19 protein-coding genes and 1 pseudogene are annotated in these 20924 nt (G+C 46.9%); 14 read left to right on the forward strand and 6 right to left on the reverse strand.

Annotated features, from left to right (window positions below):
- Nucleotides 1–561 (forward strand): annotated as a pseudogene (locus tag GCU85_RS10020) (hypothetical protein); the annotation flags it as partial.
- A gap of 110 nt (nucleotides 562–671) precedes the next feature.
- Nucleotides 672–3452 carry a S8 family serine peptidase gene (locus GCU85_RS10335; protein WP_328592816.1) on the forward strand — a complete coding sequence of 927 codons (2781 nt, stop codon included), beginning with the start codon at nucleotides 672–674 and terminating at the stop codon, nucleotides 3450–3452.
- 318 nt (nucleotides 3453–3770) lie between these two features.
- On the opposite strand, the gene GCU85_RS07975 is transcribed toward GCU85_RS10335, so the two are convergent.
- The 5 genes from GCU85_RS07975 to asd all read right to left on the reverse strand — a co-directional run bounded on the left by GCU85_RS07975 (nucleotide 3771) and on the right by asd (nucleotide 8594).
- A complete protein-coding gene (locus tag GCU85_RS07975) occupies nucleotides 3771–5033 on the reverse strand; it encodes a sensor histidine kinase (protein ID WP_152810655.1) in 1263 nt (420 codons plus the stop codon).
- A gap of 137 nt (nucleotides 5034–5170) precedes the next feature.
- Nucleotides 5171–5848 carry a response regulator transcription factor gene (locus tag GCU85_RS07980; protein WP_152810656.1) on the reverse strand — a complete coding sequence of 226 codons (678 nt, stop codon included), beginning with the start codon at nucleotides 5846–5848 and terminating at the stop codon, nucleotides 5171–5173.
- A 132-nt stretch (nucleotides 5849–5980) separates the two neighbouring features.
- Nucleotides 5981–7207, reverse strand: coding sequence for a pyridoxal phosphate-dependent aminotransferase (locus GCU85_RS07985; RefSeq protein WP_218110619.1), 1227 nt, complete (start codon nucleotides 7205–7207; stop codon nucleotides 5981–5983).
- Nucleotides 7208–7237: 30 nt separating this feature from the next.
- Nucleotides 7238–7687 carry a ribonuclease HI gene (gene rnhA, locus GCU85_RS07990; protein ID WP_152810741.1) on the reverse strand — a complete coding sequence of 150 codons (450 nt, stop codon included), beginning with the start codon at nucleotides 7685–7687 and terminating at the stop codon, nucleotides 7238–7240.
- 13 nt (nucleotides 7688–7700) lie between these two features.
- Nucleotides 7701–8594, reverse strand: a complete 894-nt coding sequence (asd, locus tag GCU85_RS07995; protein WP_152810658.1) for an archaetidylserine decarboxylase — start codon at nucleotides 8592–8594, stop codon at nucleotides 7701–7703.
- A 247-nt stretch (nucleotides 8595–8841) separates the two neighbouring features.
- Between asd and tadA the strand changes: the two genes are divergently transcribed.
- The 9 genes from tadA to ubiD all read left to right on the forward strand — a co-directional run bounded on the left by tadA (nucleotide 8842) and on the right by ubiD (nucleotide 18857).
- The gene (tadA, locus tag GCU85_RS08000; protein WP_152810659.1) at nucleotides 8842–9300 is read left to right on the forward strand and encodes a tRNA adenosine(34) deaminase TadA; all 459 of its coding nucleotides are present in this window, start codon (nucleotides 8842–8844) and stop codon (nucleotides 9298–9300) included.
- A gap of 48 nt (nucleotides 9301–9348) precedes the next feature.
- Complete coding sequence (gene yjgA / locus GCU85_RS08005) at nucleotides 9349–9990, forward strand: ribosome biogenesis factor YjgA (protein WP_152810660.1); 642 nt, start codon at nucleotides 9349–9351, stop codon at nucleotides 9988–9990.
- A 37-nt stretch (nucleotides 9991–10027) separates the two neighbouring features.
- Nucleotides 10028–10990, forward strand: coding sequence for a 50S ribosomal protein L3 N(5)-glutamine methyltransferase (gene prmB / locus GCU85_RS08010; RefSeq protein WP_235896266.1), 963 nt, complete (start codon nucleotides 10028–10030; stop codon nucleotides 10988–10990).
- Nucleotides 10991–11026: 36 nt separating this feature from the next.
- Entirely contained in the window at nucleotides 11027–11923 is an 897-nt protein-coding gene (gene mazG / locus GCU85_RS08015) for a nucleoside triphosphate pyrophosphohydrolase (RefSeq protein WP_152810661.1), read from the forward strand.
- Nucleotides 11920–12999 carry a tetraacyldisaccharide 4'-kinase gene (gene lpxK / locus GCU85_RS08020; RefSeq protein WP_152810662.1) on the forward strand — a complete coding sequence of 360 codons (1080 nt, stop codon included), beginning with the start codon at nucleotides 11920–11922 and terminating at the stop codon, nucleotides 12997–12999. Before mazG ends, lpxK begins: the two co-directional genes overlap by 4 nt.
- A gap of 29 nt (nucleotides 13000–13028) precedes the next feature.
- Nucleotides 13029–13826 (forward strand): 3-deoxy-manno-octulosonate cytidylyltransferase, encoded by a 798-nt coding sequence (gene kdsB / locus GCU85_RS08025; RefSeq protein ID WP_152810663.1) that lies wholly within the window; start codon nucleotides 13029–13031, stop codon nucleotides 13824–13826.
- Between the two features lie 247 nt (nucleotides 13827–14073).
- Nucleotides 14074–16053 (forward strand): transketolase, encoded by a 1980-nt coding sequence (tkt, locus tag GCU85_RS08030; protein WP_152810664.1) that lies wholly within the window; start codon nucleotides 14074–14076, stop codon nucleotides 16051–16053.
- Nucleotides 16054–16104: 51 nt separating this feature from the next.
- Entirely contained in the window at nucleotides 16105–17121 is a 1017-nt protein-coding gene (gene gap / locus GCU85_RS08035; RefSeq protein WP_152810665.1) for a type I glyceraldehyde-3-phosphate dehydrogenase, read from the forward strand.
- Between the two features lie 278 nt (nucleotides 17122–17399).
- A complete protein-coding gene (gene ubiD / locus GCU85_RS08040) occupies nucleotides 17400–18857 on the forward strand; it encodes a 4-hydroxy-3-polyprenylbenzoate decarboxylase (RefSeq protein WP_152810666.1) in 1458 nt (485 codons plus the stop codon).
- Between the two features lie 330 nt (nucleotides 18858–19187).
- Here the strand turns inward: ubiD and erpA are convergent, their stop codons facing one another.
- Nucleotides 19188–19535: an iron-sulfur cluster insertion protein ErpA gene (gene erpA, locus GCU85_RS08045; protein WP_152810667.1), complete on the reverse strand. Its 348-nt coding sequence runs from the start codon at nucleotides 19533–19535 to the stop codon at nucleotides 19188–19190.
- Between the two features lie 193 nt (nucleotides 19536–19728).
- Between erpA and GCU85_RS10025 the strand changes: the two genes are divergently transcribed.
- The 3 genes from GCU85_RS10025 to rpsI are packed head-to-tail and all read left to right on the forward strand — an operon-like array spanning nucleotide 19729 to nucleotide 20741.
- Nucleotides 19729–19890: a hypothetical protein gene (locus GCU85_RS10025; protein ID WP_218110620.1), complete on the forward strand. Its 162-nt coding sequence runs from the start codon at nucleotides 19729–19731 to the stop codon at nucleotides 19888–19890.
- A 24-nt stretch (nucleotides 19891–19914) separates the two neighbouring features.
- On the forward strand, nucleotides 19915–20343 hold the full coding sequence (gene rplM, locus GCU85_RS08050; RefSeq protein WP_152810668.1) for a 50S ribosomal protein L13: 429 nt from the start codon (nucleotides 19915–19917) through the stop codon (nucleotides 20341–20343).
- Between the two features lie 11 nt (nucleotides 20344–20354).
- Entirely contained in the window at nucleotides 20355–20741 is a 387-nt protein-coding gene (rpsI, locus tag GCU85_RS08055; RefSeq protein WP_152810669.1) for a 30S ribosomal protein S9, read from the forward strand.
- The last annotated feature ends 183 nt before the right edge of the window (nucleotides 20742–20924 follow it).

The raw sequence follows: 20924 nt of genomic DNA on the forward strand, positions 1-20924 counted from the left end.
GACCGCACACGGCTTTTTTCGTGGGACAATATCACCTGGCAAGTGCGCGCCGATGGGCAAGAGGAGGATGAAGAAGTTGATTTATCCGACCCTGAGGCCATCATCCCCGCCCACCCAGGCGAGGCGGGGAAACTAACCCTTGCGGGGATTGATAGCGATGGCGATGGTATCCGTGATGATTTAGAGCTAGCGATTTACGAACGATTCCCTGGTGACCCGCTACGCGATTTGCGTTATTCATTGTATCAGCACGCCCAATCCTTCCAAGAAATGTTATTGGCGACTGAGAGCGGTAACGCCGATCGCATAGAAGCAGCGGGGGATCTGCAAAGTCAAACCGGCGGGTGCGCTTTTTTAGCACTCGATGAGACATATGAAGCCGGGTTGATTGATGAGGATACGCGCTGGAATGCAAATGCTTGGCTAGAAACACTGCTGATTAATACATCGGAGCGGGCGGCAATTTATAGCGATTATAACCAGTACTGGAGTGGACGCATGATTCCCGTAGAGTTCCCTAAACACTGCGATTATTCAAATCACGAACTGATTGGCCTATAGGAGGACGCTATAATGATTAAGCAAATCAAACCGTATGCAGTTAAAGGCCTTCTTTTCATTGCGCTACTGATATTATAGCCTCTACAATAGACTCTTTAAAAGACGATATAATCACTGTTGTTGCTGCTGGAAATGCGAATAATGATTTGCTTTTAAATAATCTTCAAGGGGCGTATGTGCCTACGTGTGAAAGTTTGTCGGCTATATGCGTAGCGGGTACTGATGACGATGATAAAAAAGCTACAGACTCTAATTATGGAGATTTAGTGGGTATATCGGCGCCCTTTGAGGTCGATGTGGATTACTATGCGCTCACTAGCAGTACTGATGTAATTACTACTAAAGTACAGGGTACAAGTATTAGTGCGCCGCTTGTTTCTGGTGCAGCATATGCTGTTTGGGATAAATACCCCAACCTAACCGCTAATCAGGTCAAAGAGCGTTTACTTAAATCTGCGGATAATATTGAAGATAAGTTGGATGCCAAATACAAAGGCAAGATGGGCGCAGGTCGTTTGGATGCGTTTGAGGCGGTGTTTAATGGCAGCTTTGAACTAGCCGATGTGAGTGATGCGGGCGCGGCACAGTTGCCGACTTGGGAAGTACAGGGGATGTGTTCTGCCATTAAAAACAGCGGTATTGATTCGGCATACGCGCGGTCTAATGAGGCCTATTACGATGGTGAGTACGTGGCATGGTGTGATACGACACCAACCGACAGTAATGACGCGTTTGGTGTCGTGGCCGATGATAAATACAATATCACATTTATCAAAAAGCCCGTCAAATTACACCCTGAGGTTGAGACGTTGCCGTTATCGTTTGACTATAATTTTGTGAGCGAAGAATACCCACGTTTTATTGGCTCTAAATACGTGGATGAATTTCGTGTGACACTCACCCCCAAAGTAGGTGAGGCTGACGGCACATGTGCACGTAGTATCGATATTGCAGACAAAGCGGATTGTGAATTAATCCGCGTAAACGTCAATGACAGCGAAATGACATTGGTTGATGGCAAAGAAACGATTCAAGCCCGTTCGTTGCTACTTTCACAAGACGTCGGTCACACGGGTTGGCAAACGGCTTGTCTACAGGTGCCTGTGGGAAAGGGTTTCGATGGCACGTTACAGTTTGAGTTAGCGAACTATGGTGACGCTGCGCTGAACTCTGCCATCTACATAGATAATATTCAATTTGCCTGTGATACAGCAGATAACGCCCCAGTCACTGACCATAACAATGAAACGAGCGCCTATGCGCGTGTAACCTCGTCAGGTGCCGTACTACAAATCGAAGGCAGTGATGCCAAGATTGAGATTCCTGCAGGTGCAATTGCTGAGGGCGAGACACATACGTTTGTTATTCGTATTGTGCCTGAGCCCAAAAATTCAAACTATGACGCCGTAGTGGATTCGACATTCAAAACAGCGAGCGACCACTTTGAGATTACGACCTCAGCCCCTAGCTTGTTAAAACCGATTCGTGTCACGTTGCCGTATGATTTGGCTGAGCTGCCGATCTCAGACTTTGATGATAAAATTGATTTACGACTTGCGACTGCTTCGATTCAAACAGTAGATGGCCAGCGTCAAACCTTATCACCCTTTGCTGCGGTGGAAAAAAGTGATGCAACGAGTGTTGATGACACAGCGCTTACCTATAGCTTTTTAATTGATGAGCTTAATGAGTTGGATTATTTTGTAATAGGGTACGAAGTAAATGATGTCGAAATTGATTTGGTCACAACAATACGTAATCAAACTTATGTGTCTACAAAAAATGGTGACGTCTATGCAAGTACGGCAACAGGCAAGTTTACGCTAGTTCGAAATTTTGGTGGGCAGCAGTTAAAACATTTAGCTGTAGGCGCCAATTCTCAACATAGCATGTTGATTGATGGTTCGGGCGTAATTTATGGTAAAGGTAGAAACAATAGTGGTCAATTAGGCGCAAATTCTGATGCGTTTAGCGAGCCAAGCTATTTGCCTACTCATGATAGACAATACTATAAACCAGCTAGAAATTGTTATCATCTAGGGGCAGGGGATGCACCTGCTACATGGAAATATGTTGCAACAGGCTCCCTTGGTACGCTGGCAATAGATGATAACGATGAAGTTTATATATGGGGCAGTGGACAACGACACCGATTAGGAACGACCTCAACGCATACAATAATTAAATGCCCATTAAAATCTGTGGATATGCAAGGGTTAGGGTTGCAGGCTATGAGCATGGAACACTCGCATGGCGCGGGGATCAGCGCGACAGGCCAAGTCTATACGTGGGGGAGTAATTCGTTTGGTGCGTTAGGTAGAGACTCCTCTTCGCGCGCGCCTGAGCTAGTCAATATTCCAGCTAATACGGGAGATACCATTGCTGACGTGCAAACAGGCTGGGATTTGACGGTTGCGCTTCAGCCTGATGGTAGTATTTGGGCGTGGGGCTCTGATCACAGTGGTGTGTTAGGGAATGGCGAAGGGAGAGCGGATAAAAACCTGCCGACTAAAGTAGAATTTCCGCTAAATGATATGGGTACAGTTGAGCCCGATGATGACGTAGAAAGAAAATTCATCAAAATTTCTGTAGGCAGAGCGCATGTCCTCGCCCTAGAAGATAACGGACAAGTTTGGGCATGGGGTGATAGCAGTAGCGGCCAAGCTGGTGGCAGTGTTGGCAGTGTTATTTCGTCACCGCAAAGGCTTGCTTGGTCGGATGGGACGAATATCAATACAGCCTCTGCTATTTATGCGGGTAGCGATTTTAGTTTGATTTATATAGGGAATCAACTGTATGGTATTGGCTCAAATCTTAGGGGCCAGCTAGGTGGTGCGGCGCATACTGGTGTCGCCTTCCCCAGTGGAACAATAACGATTGGAAGCAATTAGCACTCACCTGTAGATGCTTGCCTTACGCCTGTAAGGTTTAACTGGCGGCTGGTGACGTTTAGCGTCATTGGTTGCCAGTTTTTTATTTTGTTTATCTCGGTAGACTGACTAGCACTGACTTCAGCATTTAAATTATCTTTATTTTTACACCGAATTTGTCTGTATAGGTGGGTTTGGATGCCGTGTTGTTTTGTTAAAGTGGCTTGGAGTGGCTTGGAGTGGCTTGGGGGGTGGCTGATTGAGGGTTGATTAGTCCAGTGGTTTATCGCAGTAAGCGTTTTAGTCAGCCGTTTTAGTCAGCCGTTTTAGTCAGCTACTTTAGGCTTTGATGGGTAAATGCACAATGACTTTAAAGCCATTATCGTTTTCAAAAGACAGTCGTCCTCGGTGCGCGTCAATGATAGCCTTGACCATAGCAAGCCCCAATCCACTACCGTTTTCTGTTTTACGGTGGCTTTCTAGGCGGAAAAAGCGTTGGGTGATTTTGCTGATTTCACTGTCAGGCACACCGTTGCCACTGTCGTGAATGACGAGTTCGGCAACGCTGTTATTGGCGATAGCGGTCAGGGAGATATTGATGTGTCCTGATTCTGGTGCGTATTTTACGGCATTGGTGAATATATTGATAATGGCCTGTGAAATTAATGTCTTATCGCCTGATAATATGATGTTTTTAGCGAGGTCTAGGGCGATGCTTTGTTCCTTTTCTTCGGCGAGGACTTCGTAAAAATCGACCACTTCGTGGACTAATGCGGATAAGTCAAAAGGTGTTTTGCGTTTTTCGACCGCGCCAGATTCTACTTGTGATATGCGCAGTAGTGAAGCAAAGGTATTGAGTAGATTGTCGGTTTCGACTAGGGCTTGTTCGGCTTCTTCTTTGATATCCCCGTCGCTTTTGCGTGCGATAGTCTCTATACTCGCTCTCAGTCGGGTGAGTGGGGTGCGTAAATCGTGGGCGACATTGTTAGACACTTGGCGCATACCTGCCATAAGGTCATCAATTTGGTCGAGCATGTTGTTGAGATTACGGGCTAAATCTTCGATATCATCGTTGTATTGCGTGGTGGGAATACGCAATGTTAAATCGCCCGCCATAATGGCTTTACTCACTCGTGAAATACGGTCAATGCGTTTTATAGAGCGAAAGGAAATAATCAACCCACCGACGATGCCAATAATCAGCAAACTCAATAAAGCCGTTGATAACGCATCTAAAATGTCTTTTTGGCGTTTGGTGGCATCGTAACTATTTTTACCAATAAAGAGTTTAGTATTATCAGGGAGGGTGACGGTTTTGCCGAGAATTTTGCCTTTGCTATCGAGATTATCGGCTGCAATGACTTTGCTTGCAGGAATATCGACAAAATTAATGGGCTCATCGGATTCGGGGATTTGGCTGATATTCCCCGCTACTTTACGCCCACCTTGCTCGATAAAAAAAGCATAGCGTTCAGGCTCTATACCCAGTTGCATACTTTGATAACTGCCGATATACCGCGTGATTTCAGCATTGACCTCCTTTTCTATGCTGCTTTGGATATTTTTTTCAATCGCGCGATAAGCCACTGCGAGCATCGTCATCGAGGCAATAATAAACAGTACCGTATATAACGCGCTTAAGCGAAATATATTGTTTTTAATAAGACGTTTAAATAGCTTAGGATGATGAGTGGACAAGCAGTGACCTTTATCTAAATGTGATCTGATTAAGGCAGTGATTAGCTGTCTATTTTAAGCATATAACCAGCACCGCGAACAGTAACGATAGGTTGGGTATCGATATGTGCATCGAGTTTTTTACGTAAGCGTGAAATATGGACGTCAATGATATTGGTTTGTGGGTCAAAGTTATACTCCCATACATTTTCGAGTAGCATGCTACGCGTGATGACTTGGTTGGGTTTTTTCATAAAATATTCGAGCAAGGTGTATTCGCGTTGCAATAAGTCAACGGGTTGATCGTTGACTTTGACAGTGCGCGATAACAAATTGATTTCTATTGGCCCATTTTTGATGAGTGTTTTGCCGAATTCGGTTTGGCTGCGTTTGGATAGGACCTCGATACGTGCCAGCAATTCAGAAAAGGCAAATGGCTTGATTAAATAATCGTCGCCACCCGCTTTGAGGCCTTTGACGCGTTCGTCCACATCACCGAGTGCGGATAAAATCAGTGTCGGTGTTTTGTTGTCTGAGGCGCGCATGGTTTGGATGATTTTTAGGCCTTCGACCTCAGGTAGCATACGGTCGATAATCATCACGTCATACTTTTCTGTCATGGCGAGAAATAACCCATCTTTGCCGTTGTCCGCGTGATCCACCGTGTGTCCAGATTCTTTCAGCCCTTTGATGACGTAGTTGGCAACGCCCATGTCATCTTCGATTAATAATATTTTCATTGCTTGACCCTTTAAATTGTTTTTAAAATAGTTAACTAAGGTCAATTATAGGTGACTTTCATTAATTAAAGATGGGCTTATTGTGAATTATTTTTAATAAAAATACCAATAATTAATGTTCTGACGCGGTTGTTATTGGCGATAGTCCTTGAGGAAATCGGTCAGTCTGTCCATGGCATCATGGAGGACAGGCACGCTAGGTAAAAAAACCAAACGAAAGTGATCGGGCAAATGCCAATTAAATGCCGTGCCTTGGACCAGCAGGAGTTTTTGTTGGGTGACTAGGTCTAGCATGAGCTGCTCATCGTTTTGAATATTAAAACGCTGGGTATCTAATTGTGCAAATAGATAAATTGCCCCCCGCGGTTTGGTGCAGGTGATGCCCGGAATCTGATTGAGGCGTTCATAAGCAACATTGCGCTGTTCGTGTAATCGATTGCCAGGCGCGGTTAATTGGTAAATGCTGTGGTCATGATTAAGGGCTTCGGCAATGACAAATTGCGCTTGCATATTCGCGCATAAACGCATGGATGCAAGCATATTTAGCCCTACGATATAATCGGTCGCACGTGCTTTGTCACCGCTAATCGTAAGCCAGCCTGCACGAAATCCTGCGAGGCGGTATGACTTGGATAGCCCATTAAATGTAATGACGGTCAGGTCATCCTGCAAGCTCGCGATTGAGAGATGCGTGGCGCCATCGTAGAGGATTTTGTCGTAAATTTCATCCGCAAAAATAATCAAATTGTGCTTTCTAGCCAGTTCGGTGATAGCGACTAACGTGTCTTTGTCGTACACACTACCTGTGGGGTTGTTGGGGTTAATGACTAAAATCCCTTTGGTTTTTTTGCTGATTTTACTTTCGATATCGGCTAGATTAGGTCGCCAATCGTTGTGCTCGTCACACAAATAATGCCGTGCAAGACCACCAGCGAGGTGGGTGGCGGCAGTCCATAGCGGATAATCAGGCATAGGGATGAGCATTTCGTCGCCATCGTCAAGTAGTGCTTGCATCGCCATCACGATGAGTTCAGACACCCCATTGCCGATAATAATGTCGTCAACAGACGTGTTTTTAAAGCCATGGTTCATATTGTGCGCATGAATGGCTTGCCTTGCGGCGAATAAGCCTTTGGATTCACCATAGCCTTGCGCTGCGTCTAGCTGGTCAATCAATGCTTGCTTAAGACGTGTTTCGGCATAAAGGCCAAACGGCGCTGGATTGCCAATATTGAGTTTGAGAATATCGTGTCCTGCGGCGATTAGCGTATTGGCTTTTTCTAAAACAGGGCCGCGAATGTCGTAACAAACATGGCGTAGTTTACGCGACTTATCAATGTTTTTTTTGGGCTGTATCATGCGGTTTACCATGCGTTTTCTATGCGTTTTCTATGCGTCTTGGGTGGTGAGTAGTGTTTCTATGCCTTGATTGGCGAGACTATCTGCCATTTCGTTGCCAGGGTGGCCTGCATGGCCTTTGACCCAGTGCCATTCAATTTGGTGTCTTTTGGTTGCGGCATCTAATTGCTGCCAAAGGTCTTGGTTGGCGATGGGCTTTTTGCTGGCAGATTTCCAGCCATTGTTGCGCCAGACGTGAATCCATTCGGTGATGCCTTTTTTGACGTAAGTAGAGTCCGTCCAAAGCGCCACATTGCAAGGGCGTTTGAGGCATTGTAATGCTTCGATAGCCGCCATGAGCTCCATGCGGTTGTTGGTGGTGTTGTGTTCACCGCCGCATAACGCCTTTTCGTGTCCGCCATAGCATAACAAGGCACCCCACCCACCAATGCCGGGGTTGCCTCGGCATGCGCCATCGGTGTATATGGTGACGGTAGCCATAGTGGTCATGGTGTTAACTGAGCCCCTGGTGGTTTTTGTGTGTCGCTGACGTGTCGCGTGGTGTGTCGCGTTGTGTGTCTTTAGGTGTCGCTAATATCTGTCCTAACTGACACGTCTCGTTGTCGGATTTGCACCAGGTTAACTGACGATTTTTTCGGATTAATATGATGGTTGACCCTAAATTGAACCGACCGATTTCAGCCCCTTTTTCGCTTACGTGTTGACTGCCAGCAAGCTCCATTGGAGTGGCGTTACCATTTGGCGTAATTTCGCCATGATAAACGGTTTCAATGGAACCGACGTTAACGGCACCAACTAACACCATGATAAAGTCATCGTCAGAATTGTCATTGCAAGCGAACTCTAAAATAACGCGCTCATTTTTGGCAAACAGCCCCTGAATATGCTTAAGCAGACTTACCGACACGCTATTTAACGCCCCTGGCACATAGCGCGCACGTTTTAGGTTTGCTTGATAGGGTATATGGATTCGATGGTAATTATGCGGTGCCAGATAGATTGTCGTCGCTTGTCCATTTTCATAACCTTGGCAGTAATCGGATGTCAATAAATCAGTTAAGGCGTAGTGGTGTCCTTTTATCTGAAAGATATTGCCTTCTTGAATGTCGCCAATATGTGCAATTTGTCCATCAACCGGGCATATCCAATCGGTTTCATTACCATAAATTGGGCGCGCATTCGGCGCTAATTCACGGGTAAAAAAATCGAGTAAACTGTCATATTCGGCGATGCGTTGACGCGCCGCATCGTGTAAACTAGCGCCAGTAATTCGCATGTAAAACCGAATTAGCAATGATTTAATCTGCGGCTGGCGAATTCGCGCGCTACGATACATTAGTGCAGAGAGTAGTTTTTTCGGTAAAATACGATGAATAGTTGGGTGCATATGGGTTTTGTTTGTTTTGTTGTCTTTAAGTTCACCCTAAGTGTGCCCTAAGTTTGCCCTCAGTGCGCCCTAAGCGACTAATCTAACAGGAATCGTCGGGTTGTCCTTGGTGAAAAGTAAGCGACGTTTGGCGCGGTTTGGCGCGCTTTGGCACGCTTTGGCACGCTTTGGCACAGGCTACAAGCCTCGTATTGTAACAATGTTTAACCAATTTAAATAGTGAAAAATGAGTGAAAAATGAGTCAAAATGCAATTAAATAATCAGGATGCATATTGGATGGATATCGCCATAAAAATGGCCGAAAAAGCGCAAAATGCGGGTGAAGTTCCTGTTGGTGCGGTGTTGGTTAGCGCGGATAACGAATGTATTAGCGTCGCGGCCAATGGCTGTATCGGGCTACACGATCCGACCGCCCATGCCGAGGTCTTGGCGCTACGCCAAGCGGGTCAGAAACTCGGTAATTATCGGCTGCCAGGTACGACCTTGTATGTGACATTAGAGCCGTGTCCGATGTGCACAGGCGCGTTGGTTCACGCACGGGTTGCGCGGCTTGTTTTTGCGGCAAAGGACTTGCGCACAGGGGCGTGTGGTAGCGTATTTGAATTGCACCAACATCCATCGTTAAACCACAAAATAGAAGCCGTTTTTGCCGAAAATAGCGCCTACATTGCGATGTTGAAAGCATTTTTTAAAGCCAGACGCTAGGGCTTGCTGTTACAATAGGGCGATATTTTGAAAAAAAAGAATCAACCCATGCGAAAAAAAGAAAAACAATACGATGAAGACGGGCTCGTTATCCGAGAAAACAAAAGCGAGACAAAGCGCGAACGTGAAATCATCAAAACCTTTGTAGAAAGTATGCTAACGATAGCGGATGCCAAGTACGATGGGCTGCCCATTGATGCCCAGTTGCGTGCTGCATTGATTGAAGCCAAGCGTCTCAAGGGTAATGCCTATCGCCGCCATTTATCTTTTGTGACGCGCCTGGTGGTCGCCCAAGGCGCGGATGAAATCCAGCAAGCATTCGATAAAATCAATCACCCGTATCGCAATGATGCGACCAAAATCCACCGCATTACGCATTACCAAACGCGGTTGCTGGCGGATGATAAGGCCGCCATTGATGAAATATTGACGTTGTTTAAAGCGGTCGATGTTCAATATCTACGCCAGCTAGTACGCAATGCGAAAAAAGAAAAGCAGCAACAGGCAGAACGCCTCCAGTCTGAAACGCTAGTGCAGCCTGAAGTCCATGATGCGCACCCAACGTCACACCCAGCGTCACACCCAGCGTCGCACCCAGCGTCGCACCCAATGGCACAGCCTAAGCGCCCGCCACCAACGCGCAGCGAAAAACTACTCTATCAATACTTATTCAAACTCGAATTACAATAAAGCACAACACGATTTGCCCAAATAGGAGACAGCGCTAATGCCAGAACCGATGCCAGAGCCGATGCCAGAGCCGATAACCACGTCAATGCCAGCGTTGCAGACGATTTATGATTGGGTTCGTTATGCCACCAGTCGCTTTGCCGACCCAGAAAACACCCCGCCACTGGTATTTGGCCAAGGCTGTGATAATGCCTTTGACGAAGCGCATGCATTGGTACTTGGGTTGTTGAATTTGCCTTTTGACTTGGGTGTGTCTTATTTTCAGGCACAGTTGACACGCGCTGAGTGCGAAAAAATCGCCACCGCGATTGAGGCGCGAATAGACGCCAAAATGCCCGTGCCGTATTTAACCAATCGAACGCTATTTATGGGGTTGCCATTTTATGTCGATGAACGTGTACTGATTCCGCGTTCACCGATTGCTGAGTTGATTGCGGGCGATTTTGCACCGTATATTGATGCCCCAGAGGATTTGCGCCATATATTGGATTTGTGTTGTGGGTCGGGGTGTATTGGCATTGCGTGTGCCAGCCAATTTCCGCAGGCGATAGTAACGGTAGCCGATATTTCAGCGCCCGCTTTGGCAGTGGCTGAGAAAAATATCGCCATGCATCAGCTAGCGCATCAAGTGCTACCGCAGTTGTCAGATGGATTTGACGCGCTCCCCAAAGGTCAATACGATTTGATTATCGCCAATCCGCCTTATGTGGATAGCGAAACCATGGCGAATTTGCCTGATGAGTTTCTGCATGAGCCTGCATTTGCACTGGGTTCTGGCGAGGACGGGTTGGATTTGACACGGCGAATCTTACAAACAGCCGCCGATTATCTGACGCCAAATGGCTGTTTGATTGTTGAGGTGGGTGCCTCTTGGCCATTATTGGAGGCGGCTTATCCCGATGTGGTTTTTCAGTGGCATGAGTTTATGCAGGGCGGCGAAGGTGTGTTTGTGATGACAGCAGATGAGTTAATGGCTTACCGTCCGATGTTTTGTCAGTAGTTTACCGTTCAAAAAATGTTAAAAAAATAGAAATTTATGACCGTTAATATACAGCCTTTGGTCGATTTGATTGCGCGGTTACGCCACCCTGAGACGGGTTGCGAGTGGGATTTGGCGCAGACGGCGAATAGTTTGCTGCCAATGACGCAGGATGAGCTTTACGAGCTATTCGACGCGATTCAATCCAATGAGCCGACCCATGTTTGTGAAGAGCTGGGGGACGTGTTGTTTCACTTGGCATTTTACGCGCGGATTGCCGAAGAGCAAGGTACGTTTAATCTGCAATCGGTTATTGATGCGGTGGTCGATAAAATGGTGCGCCGCCACCCGCATATTTTTGCCGGCAAAGTCTATGCCAATCGAGAAGAGCAAAAAGCCGATTGGCATCGTATCAAGGCAAAGGAAAAAGCCAGCGAAGTTAGCCCATATCCACAGCTATCTGCCATAACAGACGAGGACTTTTTGAGTAAGTCTATCATCGGCAAAGCATCGTTTGAGCAAAGCTTGCAGGCACAGGCATTGCTTGCAACGCTAGGGTTTGATTGGTCTACGGCAAGTCCTGTGGTTGAGAAGATTCGAGAAGAATGCGATGAGCTTGAGGAGGTGCTTGATGAGATGCTTGAAAATAGCCACGATGATACGAATAAGGAAAAAACGTTGACAAAAATGACCGAAGAATACGGCGATTTATTATTTGCGGTGGTGAATCTGGGGCGCAAGCTGTCTATTTCTCCAGATGCTGCTCTTCGCCAAGCGAATCATAAGTTTTTAGCGCGTAGCCAAGCCATGCTCGCAATGAGCGATGGGGCTGATGCATTTGCTGCGCTGTCGTTATCTGAAAAAGAAGCCTTGTGGCAACGTGTAAAGCAGGGCGAGATGCAAGGCGAAAAAGATGAAATACAGGGCGAAAATCAGGGCAGGGTATCTGAGTGAAAAAAATCAACTGGCCGAGGGTTTGGCAACAACGGCGAGGGCTTAATTACCTGTTGTTGCCGCTTGCTTGGCTTTATGCATTAATCAATACCATCCATCGTGGATTGTATGGCTGCAGATGGCGGTCGCGGTATCAATCGCCTAGACCTGTGGTGGTTGTGGGGAATATCCATGCAGGCGGTGCAGGCAAAACACCGCTGGTGATTGGCTTGGGGCGATTGTTGAAGGATAATCAAATCCAAGTCGCCGTCATTAGTCGAGGCTACGGTGGCGATTATCGCCGACAGTGTGCGGCGCATTTGGTGCAGACAACAGACGAAGCAACATGGGTAGGCGACGAGGCGTGGCTTATTCATCATCGGTTACAATGCCCCGTGATTGTGGGGCAGACGCGCCAAGCCGCAATCGAACTGGCGCTTAAAAAACACCCTGAAATACAGGTTTTTTTAAGCGATGACGGGCTGCAACACTATCGACTACTGCCTGATTTAACTGTCTGCGTCATTCCCTATCCTGACGGGCTAGGGAATGGGTGGCGTTTACCAGCTGGGCCGCTGCGCGAAGCGCCTAGCCGATTAAAATCAATGGATTTTGTCGTCAGCAATGGCGGCGCCTCCGAGCGCTATCACTACCAGTTGGCAGAAAATGGCTGGATGCACCTGACCACAGGACAGCGCAAGTATCCCGACGAATTTAGCGCCAATGCCGAGCAAAATTTAGCCATCGCAGGTATCGCCAATCCACAGAAGTTTTTTGACCGTGTAACAGCACAAGGCATTATGGCAAAGACACAATCGCTACCTGATCACGTGGATTACCGCCACATTACGCTGCCGGCGGATAAGACGCTGTTGATGACTGAAAAAGATTGGGTAAAATTACGCCCCGCGCCTTATCCTGATGCTTGGTTTTTGTCTGTTTCTGCGGTATTGTCTGAGGCGTTGGCGGCTGATTTTCTGCGTGCTGTGCAGGCGTTAATGCCAAAAGCCGCCGAGAATTTCGCGAAAAACACCCCAGTTATGGATAGTAAAGACGAAGCTAACCAAACAAACCAAACAAACCACGACACTAACTAATGATTAAATAATCACTAAATAGGTTAACGATGACATTTACCGTAATAATCCCCGCGAGATTGCAGTCCACGCGACTCCCTGAAAAGCTGTTACAGCCCATAGGCGATGATATTTTATTGGCGCATACCTATCGCGCAGCTCAAAAAAGCCAAGCAAAACGCATTGTGATTGCCGCCGATGACGAGCGCATTCTCAGGGCAGCTGTTGCCTGTGGTGCCGAGGCCATATTGACGGACAAAAACCACACATCAGGTACGGACCGCTTGGCTGAGTGCGTTCAGCGGTTGTCGCTAAAGCCCGATGAAATTATTGTGAATTTACAGGGTGATGAACCATTTATGCTCGCCGATTACATTAATCTGTGTGCGGCAACCTTGTTGCACCACACCGAGGCCGTAGTAGCGACTTTGGCGGTCACGCTCGCCCCGTCAATGACTGCATCAATGCTAGCCGACCCCAATGCGGTCAAAGTGGTTTGTAATCAACGCCGTGAAGCGATGTATTTTTCACGCGCGGCCATTCCGTTTGCACGAGAGGGCGCTCCATTTGCACGAGAGGCGGAATTGCCTACTGACTCAGCGAATCTAGCGGCGTGCTATTTGCACCATTTGGGCATTTATGCTTATCGTGCTTCGTTCCTTGAGCAGTATCAATCGTTACCTGAAAGCCCATTGGAGCAAATTGAAAAACTCGAGCAACTTCGGGTGTTGTGGCATGGATACCGCATTGCGGTTGCCTGTGTCGACAAAGCGCCACCAAAAGGTATTGATACACAAGCAGATTTGGATAATGCGCGGCGGTATTGGGCGGCACTCGGTCAAACGTAGGTAACGCGTTAATGCGTGCTAAATTAATGTGCGGTTATCCGATAACGGGCTAATAGGCTAATAGGGCATTACGCTGCGTATCGACTAATCAGCGCCCAATCTCAAGGTCATCGACAATGCCGCATAAATCGGGTGAAGTATGACTTAAACGTGACTTAAACACGATTTAAACTAGATTTAAACTAGATTTATGGGCTGGGCTTTACTATAATCATGGTCATTTGATTTTATCTTAGTTGGAGACACTATGCCTAGCAAAATGCAGCTTGCAAACGCCATTCGCTTTTTAAGTATCGATGCAGTCAATCGCGCTAATTCAGGCCATCCTGGTGCGCCGATGGGAATGGCAGATATGGCAGTTGCCTTGTGGCAAGACCATTTGCGACATAATCCACAAAATCCTGATTGGGTTAATCGAGATCGGTTTGTTTTATCTAACGGGCATGCTTCGATGATGCAGTATGCCGTGTTGCATCTAACGGGTTATGATGTCACGATTGATGACATTAAACAATTTCGCCAACTCCACAGCAAAACCCCCGGTCACCCTGAAAATTTTGAAACGCCTGGCGTTGAGACGACGACAGGGCCGCTAGGGCAGGGGCTTGCGATGGCGGTCGGTATGGCGCTATCGGAAAAAATGCTCGCGGCACAATTTAACCAGCCGGCGTATCCGATTGTCGATCATCATACCTACGTGTTTTTAGGTGACGGCTGTTTGATGGAAGGCGTGTCGCATGAGGTCTGTGCGTTGGCAGGTACATACCGATTAAATAAGCTGATTGCGCTTTATGATGACAATGGTATTTCAATTGATGGCCCCGTTGCGCCGTGGTTTTCGGAAGATGTGCCGAAACGCTTTGAAGCTTATGGCTGGCAGGTGATTCGTGATATTGATGGGCACGATGCAGAGGCCGTATCGGCCGCCATTGCACAGGCCAAAAAAGCAGACAAACCCACCTTGATTTGCTGTAAAACTCAAATCGGTTATGGCTCACCCAAGGCGGGGTCTGAATCCGCGCATGGCTCACCGTTAGGCGAAGACAATCGTGATGTGACGGCCAAGGCATTGGATTGGCCACATAAGCCATTTGTTGTGCCTGATGCGATTTATGCGGCGTGGAACGCGCACGCATTTGGTGAAAGCGCAGAGCAAGCTTGGCAAGATTTATTTGCCCGCTATGCCCAAGCATACCCAGCCCTTGCAAGTGAGTTTTCGCGACGAATGGCAGGGGCATTGCCTACAGAATTTGCAGAAAAGACAGAGGAATTCATTGCCGCGTTGCAGGCAGAAAGCACCGATGTTGCCACGCGTAAAGCCAGCGAAATGGCGCTGGATTTCTTTGCGGGTTTATTGCCCGAAATGGTGGGTGGTTCAGCAGATTTGACTGGCTCAAATAATACCAAGCATCAACACAGTACACTGTTTTCAGATGAAAATCCTGCGGGAAATTATTTTTCCTATGGCGTGCGTGAATTTGGCATGGCGGCGATACTAAATGGCATGGCCAATCATGGTGGGGTAATCCCCTATGCGGGGACGTTTTTGGTATTTTCCGATTATGCAAGAAATGCGATGCGCTTGTCGGCACTGATGAAGCATCGTGTTATTTATGTAATGACGCATGATTCCATCGGTTTGGGTGAGGACGGCCCAACGCATCAGCCAGTGGAGCATTTGGCGTCATTGCGTGTGATGCCAAATATGCACGTTTGGCGACCTTGTGATGCCGTCGAGACGGCAGTTGCTTGGCAGTGTGCGTTAGAAAATCAGCATGGCCCTGCAACGCTAGCCTTGTCGCGTCAGGGGTTGCCCAAAATCGCGCGTGATGAAATGCAGTTAGCGAATATCGACAAAGGCGGGTATGTGATTCGTCAGGGCTCAGATTTAACGTTAGTGGCGACTGGCTCAGAAGTGGGATTGGCGATGCAAACAGCTGCCCAGTTAGCTACAAAAGGCATTGCGGCACAGGTCGTGTCTATGCCATGTTACGAACGCTATCGACTGCAAGACAAACCCTACCAAGACGCCACTATCATGGCAGATAAACCGCGTATCGTGATTGAAGCGGGCGCGACGCTGATGTGGGAAGGCTTGGTCGCGGGTAATGGGTTTGTAATTGGTATTGATTCGTATGGTGCTTCTGCGCCTGCGAAAGATTTATTTGCCTATTTTGGCTTTGATGCCGATATGATTAGCGCGCAAATCGAAACATTTTTAAGCTGATAACAAAGTATAAACAATCTAGAAATAACCGTGGGTTAACGAGGTGAAACAATGGCAATAAAAGTAGCAATTAATGGGTTTGGTCGTATTGGATCGAATGTCGTCAGAGCAATCTATGAATACGGGCTGCAAGATGAAATACAAGTCGTGGCAGCAAACAGCCGAAGCCCTGTCGAATCGATTGCCCACCTAACACGTTACGATAGTGTCCACGGGCGTTTTAATGCCGAGATTACGACGCGTGGTGAAGATACCCTGATTATCAATGGCGATGAAATTCGCTACACACGCCATGCCAACCCTGCGGATTGTGACTGGGGCGCATTGGGTGTGGATGTTGTCATGGAATGTACGGGGATTTTTCGTTCACGCGAGACAGTGCAGCCACATTTTGACGCGGGCGCTAAAAAAGTATTGATTTCAGCTCCAGGTGAAGACGTGGATGCAACGATAGTCTATGGTGTCAATGAAGACGAGCTTAAATCGACCGACCGTGTGGTATCCAATGCCTCGTGTACGACGAATTGCTTGGCGCCTGTTGCGAAAATATTGGATGCAAGCATCGGCATTGAAAAAGGACTGATGACGACAATCCATGCTTATACCTCAGACCAGCGATTGATTGATGCATCGCACAAAGACTTACGGCGTGCACGGTCAGCGGGAATATCAATGATTCCGACCAAGACTGGTGCGGCCAAAGCCGTTGGGCTGGTGTTGCCGTCGTTACAAGGTAAATTTGATGGATTTGCCGTGCGCGTGCCAACACAAAACGTCTCAGTGGTTGATTTGACATTTACCGCGAAAAAAGCCACTTCAGTTGACGAGATTAATGCCTTGCTAAAATCGGCATCAGAAGGCGGCGATAGCTTAGGTAAAGTGTTGGGATACAACACGGAACCATTGGTGTCGATTGACTTTAATCATCGCCCTGAATCATCGATTTTTGATAGTACGCAGACGCGTGTCATTGACGGCAATCTGGTTAAAATCATGACGTGGTATGATAACGAATGGGGCTTTTCGTGTCGCATGATTGATACGGCGATTGCCATGGTGAAAGTATAGCAAGCGCATAGCGAAAACACGGTAAAAGCATCGCACGTATCCGCCGAGCATCGCAAGTATCCACCGATGTGCGGTTGAAACACCCGTTAAGCGCGATTGCGTACTGATGTGGTCTGTGGCGCAGTATACCGCCGTACAGTAGCCTAGACTGCTATCTTAGGCTGCTATCTTAGGCTGTTGTCTTAGGTTACTGGCGGGTACAATGGCATGTAGTGTTAGATGCAGTATTAGATGCAGTATTAGATGCAGTATAGATAAAATTATAGGCAACCCTACCGATGAAAGACTTAAGAGCGTTTATTGAGCAACTCAAATCACGTGGTGAATTGGTAGAAATTGACACACCAATTTCCAGCTACCTAGAAATCACAGAAATCAGCCAACGGACACTCAATAAACAAGGCCCTGCGCTATTATTTACCCAAGTTGACGGTCAGTCTACCCCAGTGCTGACGAATTTATTTGGGACACCTGAGCGCATTGCGATGGCATTAGGCTTGGGCGATGTCAGTGAATTGCGCCAATTGGGGCAGTTACTCGCGAATCTCAAAGAACCCGAACCACCCAAAGGCATTAAAGGGGCGATTGCTATGTGGCCGATGGCAAAGGCGATGATGACGATGCCGACCAAAACCGTTAAAAACGCACCTTGTCAAGCCGTCGTGCTGACAGGTGACGAAGTGGATTTGACCAAGCTGCCAATCCAGCATTGCTGGCCAGAAGATGCCGCGCCATTGATTACGTGGGGCTTGACGGTGACGCATTCGCCACGCAAAGCACGGCTTAACTTAGGAATATATCGCCAGCAATTATTAGGGAAAAATAAGCTCATTATGCGCTGGCTTGCGCACCGTGGTGGCGCATTGGATTATCAGCTATGGTGTCAACAACATCCTGGAGAACCCTTTCCTGTCGCCGTTGCCATTGGTGCAGACCCGATGACAACCTTGGCGGCAGTGACACCCATTCCAAATGGGCTGTCTGAATATGCGTTTGCTGGCTTGCTGCGTCATTCGCGCTCACAGGTGACTACTTGTTTGACCCATGATTTGCTGGTGCCAGCAAGTGCAGAGTGGGTGCTGGAAGGCTATATTTATCCAGACGAAATAGCGCCAGAAGGCCCCTATGGGGATCATACGGGGTATTATAACGAAGTGGATACCTTCCCCGTGTTTACTGTCGAGCGAATCACGCACCGAGAAAATCCCATCTATCACAGTACGCATACAGGCAGGCCGCCCGATGAGCCCGCAATTTTGGGGGTTGCATTAAATGAGATTTTAATCCCGCTCATTCAAAAACAGTTTCCTGAGATTGTGGATTTTTACTTGCCACCTGAGGGCTGTTCTTATCGGATGGCGATTATTAGCATCAAAAAACAATACCCAGGGCATGCCAAAAAAATCATGATGGGCGCGTGGTCGTATTTGCAGCAATTTATGTATACCAAGTTTTTGGTGATTGTTGACCACGATATTGACTGCCGCAATTGGCAAGACGTGATTTGGGCGATTACGACGCGAATGGATCCTGTGCGAGATACCGTGACTATGGAAAATACGCCCATTGATTATTTGGATTTTGCGTCGCCTGTTTCAGGCTTGGGTGGGAAAATGGCGTTAGATGCGACCAATAAAACAGGGGGAGAAACCACGCGCGAGTGGGGTCGTCCGATTGTCATGAATCAAGACGTGTTGGACAAAATTGACGCTATGTGGGATGAATTAGGTATTTGAGGTATTTGACGCGTGTATTTGATGCGTATCAAATAAAAAAAAGAAGGTTGCTCCGCACGTTATGTACCGGCTTTGCTGCTCTTGAACGAGTTTGTTCAAGTGGTTGGCCATCATTTGTGCGGCTTAGGCTTCCAACTAAATGGCTTGCTCACCACCAACACGGGGCCTCCAAGCAATATGCATTAAGGTCAAGAGACTGATGCCTTATTACAAAAACTGCAGAAAACAACCTTAAACTCACTATAGCACAAGTTGCCAGCGAATATCAACGAATATCAACGAATATGCCCTGTGTAACCTTGTGCGATGTCGTCCAGAAGCAGTGGGTATCTAGACTGAAAAAGACGAACCACACCCGCAACTTGTTGAAGCATTAGGATTTCTGACGACAAACTGCGCTCCTTGTAGGTCTTCTTTGTAATCAATTTCAGCGTTGGTCAGGTATTGATAAGAAATGGGGTCGATTAATAAGGTGACGCCCTCGTTGATTGTGTAAGAATCGCCTTCTTCGATTTGTTCGTCAAAGGTAAAGCCGTATTGAAAACCAGAACACCCCCCGCCCGTGATATAGATGCGGAGTTTGAGCTCAGGATTTTGCTCTTCTTCGATCAATTCTCTGACTTTAAGTGCTGCGGATTTAGTGAATATCACGTCTGCTTCGTATGTTTCCACTGTCATGGCTTTGCCTCGGGTAAATTAGATAAACGCTAGTTCAAATTAGTTTAAATTAGTTTAATTTGTTCAATGCTTGCAATGTTTGATTCAAATGCGCATTTGTTGCCGCTTTTGTTGGCGCATTACATTATTAATGCGCGTGTTATTTATGCGGATAATGCCGATAAATGCCCTTAGATATTTAGTCTAAGGTCGCATGAATCAGTTGATTGCTAAGCTACTTGCTAGACTGCTTGTTGTACAGCTGGATAAACGTAGTGCTCACCCAGCTGCTTATCATATCGTTTTTTTTGCTTTTGAGCAATTTAATGCTTGGCATTTTCATTTGTTTTCTGTTAGGATACTCGCCTTATTTTGAGATTTAGTGTGCGGAGAATTTGTAATGAAAACATTCAGTGCCAAGCCAGAAACGGTAAAAAGAGACTGGTATGTTGTTGATGCAGAGGGTAAAACCCTAGGTAGATTAGCAACAGAAATTGCTCGCCGTCTGCGTGGTAAGCATAAGCCAACCTATACCCCTCACGTGGATACAGGTGATTATATTATCGTGATTAATGCCGAAAAAATTCACGTTACGGGTAAAAAGCTTAGCGATAAAATTTATTATCGCCATACAGGCTATATCGGTAACTTGAAATCTGAGACGCTACAAGAGCGACTTGATCGTTACCCAGAGCGTGTTATCGAGACAGCAGTGAAAGGCATGTTGCCTAAAAACCCACTGGGTCGAGCCATGTTCAAAAAAATGAAAGTGTTTGCGGGTAATGAACATCCGCACACAGCCCAACAACCCAAAGCATTAGAAATTTAAAAGGTCAATACATGGAACAATATTACGCAACTGGTCGCCGCAAATCTTCTTCTGCTCGCGTATTTTTACGCAAAGGCAGCGGCAACATTATCGTCAATCAAAAACCACTAGATGAGTATTTTGGTCGTGAGACTTCTCGCATGGTGGTTCGTCAGCCATTAGATGCAGTCAATGGACTGGATTCGTTTGATATTTTCGTGACGGTTTCTGGCGGTGGTAGTACCGGTCAATCTGGTGCTATTCGTCATGGGATTGCTCGCGCTTTGGTCAGTTATGACGAAGTGAATAAATCTACCATGCGTCAAAGCGGATTTTTAACCCGTGATGCGCGTAAGGTTGAGCGTAAAAAAGTGGGATTACGAAAAGCACGTCGTGCCGTTCAGTTCTCAAAACGCTGATACAATATATTTACGTTACGCTACGTTACGTTACGGTTTTCCGTATCTGCAAAAACCCGCTTCGGCGGGTTTTTTTGTGCGCCTAAGATGCGCCTAAGATGCGCCTAAGATGCGCCTAAGATAATAGTGCGCCCAGTAATTTTCCCAGTAATTCGCCCAGTAACGATTATGTCGTTCCAGAAT

The organism is Ostreibacterium oceani (genome assembly GCF_009362845.1).
Classification (GTDB): Bacteria; Pseudomonadota; Gammaproteobacteria; order Cardiobacteriales; family Ostreibacteriaceae; genus Ostreibacterium; species Ostreibacterium oceani.

Bases quoted from the DNA above. Each gene is read 5' to 3' on its own strand.
- GCU85_RS07975 (WP_152810655.1), bottom strand. From the start codon at position 5,033: ATGACGATGCTCGCAGTGGCTTATCGCGCGATTGAAAAAAATATCCAA.
- GCU85_RS07980 (WP_152810656.1), bottom strand. From the start codon at position 5,848: ATGAAAATATTATTAATCGAAGATGACATGGGCGTTGCCAACTACGTC.
- GCU85_RS07985 (WP_218110619.1), bottom strand. From the start codon at position 7,207: ATGATACAGCCCAAAAAAAACATTGATAAGTCGCGTAAACTACGCCAT.
- rnhA (WP_152810741.1), bottom strand. From the start codon at position 7,687: ATGGCTACCGTCACCATATACACCGATGGCGCATGCCGAGGCAACCCC.
- asd (WP_152810658.1), bottom strand. From the start codon at position 8,594: ATGCACCCAACTATTCATCGTATTTTACCGAAAAAACTACTCTCTGCA.
- tadA (WP_152810659.1), top strand. From the start codon at position 8,842: ATGCAATTAAATAATCAGGATGCATATTGGATGGATATCGCCATAAAA.
- yjgA (WP_152810660.1), top strand. From the start codon at position 9,349: ATGCGAAAAAAAGAAAAACAATACGATGAAGACGGGCTCGTTATCCGA.
- prmB (WP_235896266.1), top strand. From the start codon at position 10,028: ATGCCAGAACCGATGCCAGAGCCGATGCCAGAGCCGATAACCACGTCA.
- mazG (WP_152810661.1), top strand. From the start codon at position 11,027: ATGACCGTTAATATACAGCCTTTGGTCGATTTGATTGCGCGGTTACGC.
- kdsB (WP_152810663.1), top strand. From the start codon at position 13,029: ATGACATTTACCGTAATAATCCCCGCGAGATTGCAGTCCACGCGACTC.
- tkt (WP_152810664.1), top strand. From the start codon at position 14,074: ATGCCTAGCAAAATGCAGCTTGCAAACGCCATTCGCTTTTTAAGTATC.
- gap (WP_152810665.1), top strand. From the start codon at position 16,105: ATGGCAATAAAAGTAGCAATTAATGGGTTTGGTCGTATTGGATCGAAT.
- ubiD (WP_152810666.1), top strand. From the start codon at position 17,400: ATGAAAGACTTAAGAGCGTTTATTGAGCAACTCAAATCACGTGGTGAA.
- erpA (WP_152810667.1), bottom strand. From the start codon at position 19,535: ATGACAGTGGAAACATACGAAGCAGACGTGATATTCACTAAATCCGCA.
- GCU85_RS10025 (WP_218110620.1), top strand. From the start codon at position 19,729: ATGAATCAGTTGATTGCTAAGCTACTTGCTAGACTGCTTGTTGTACAG.
- rplM (WP_152810668.1), top strand. From the start codon at position 19,915: ATGAAAACATTCAGTGCCAAGCCAGAAACGGTAAAAAGAGACTGGTAT.
- rpsI (WP_152810669.1), top strand. From the start codon at position 20,355: ATGGAACAATATTACGCAACTGGTCGCCGCAAATCTTCTTCTGCTCGC.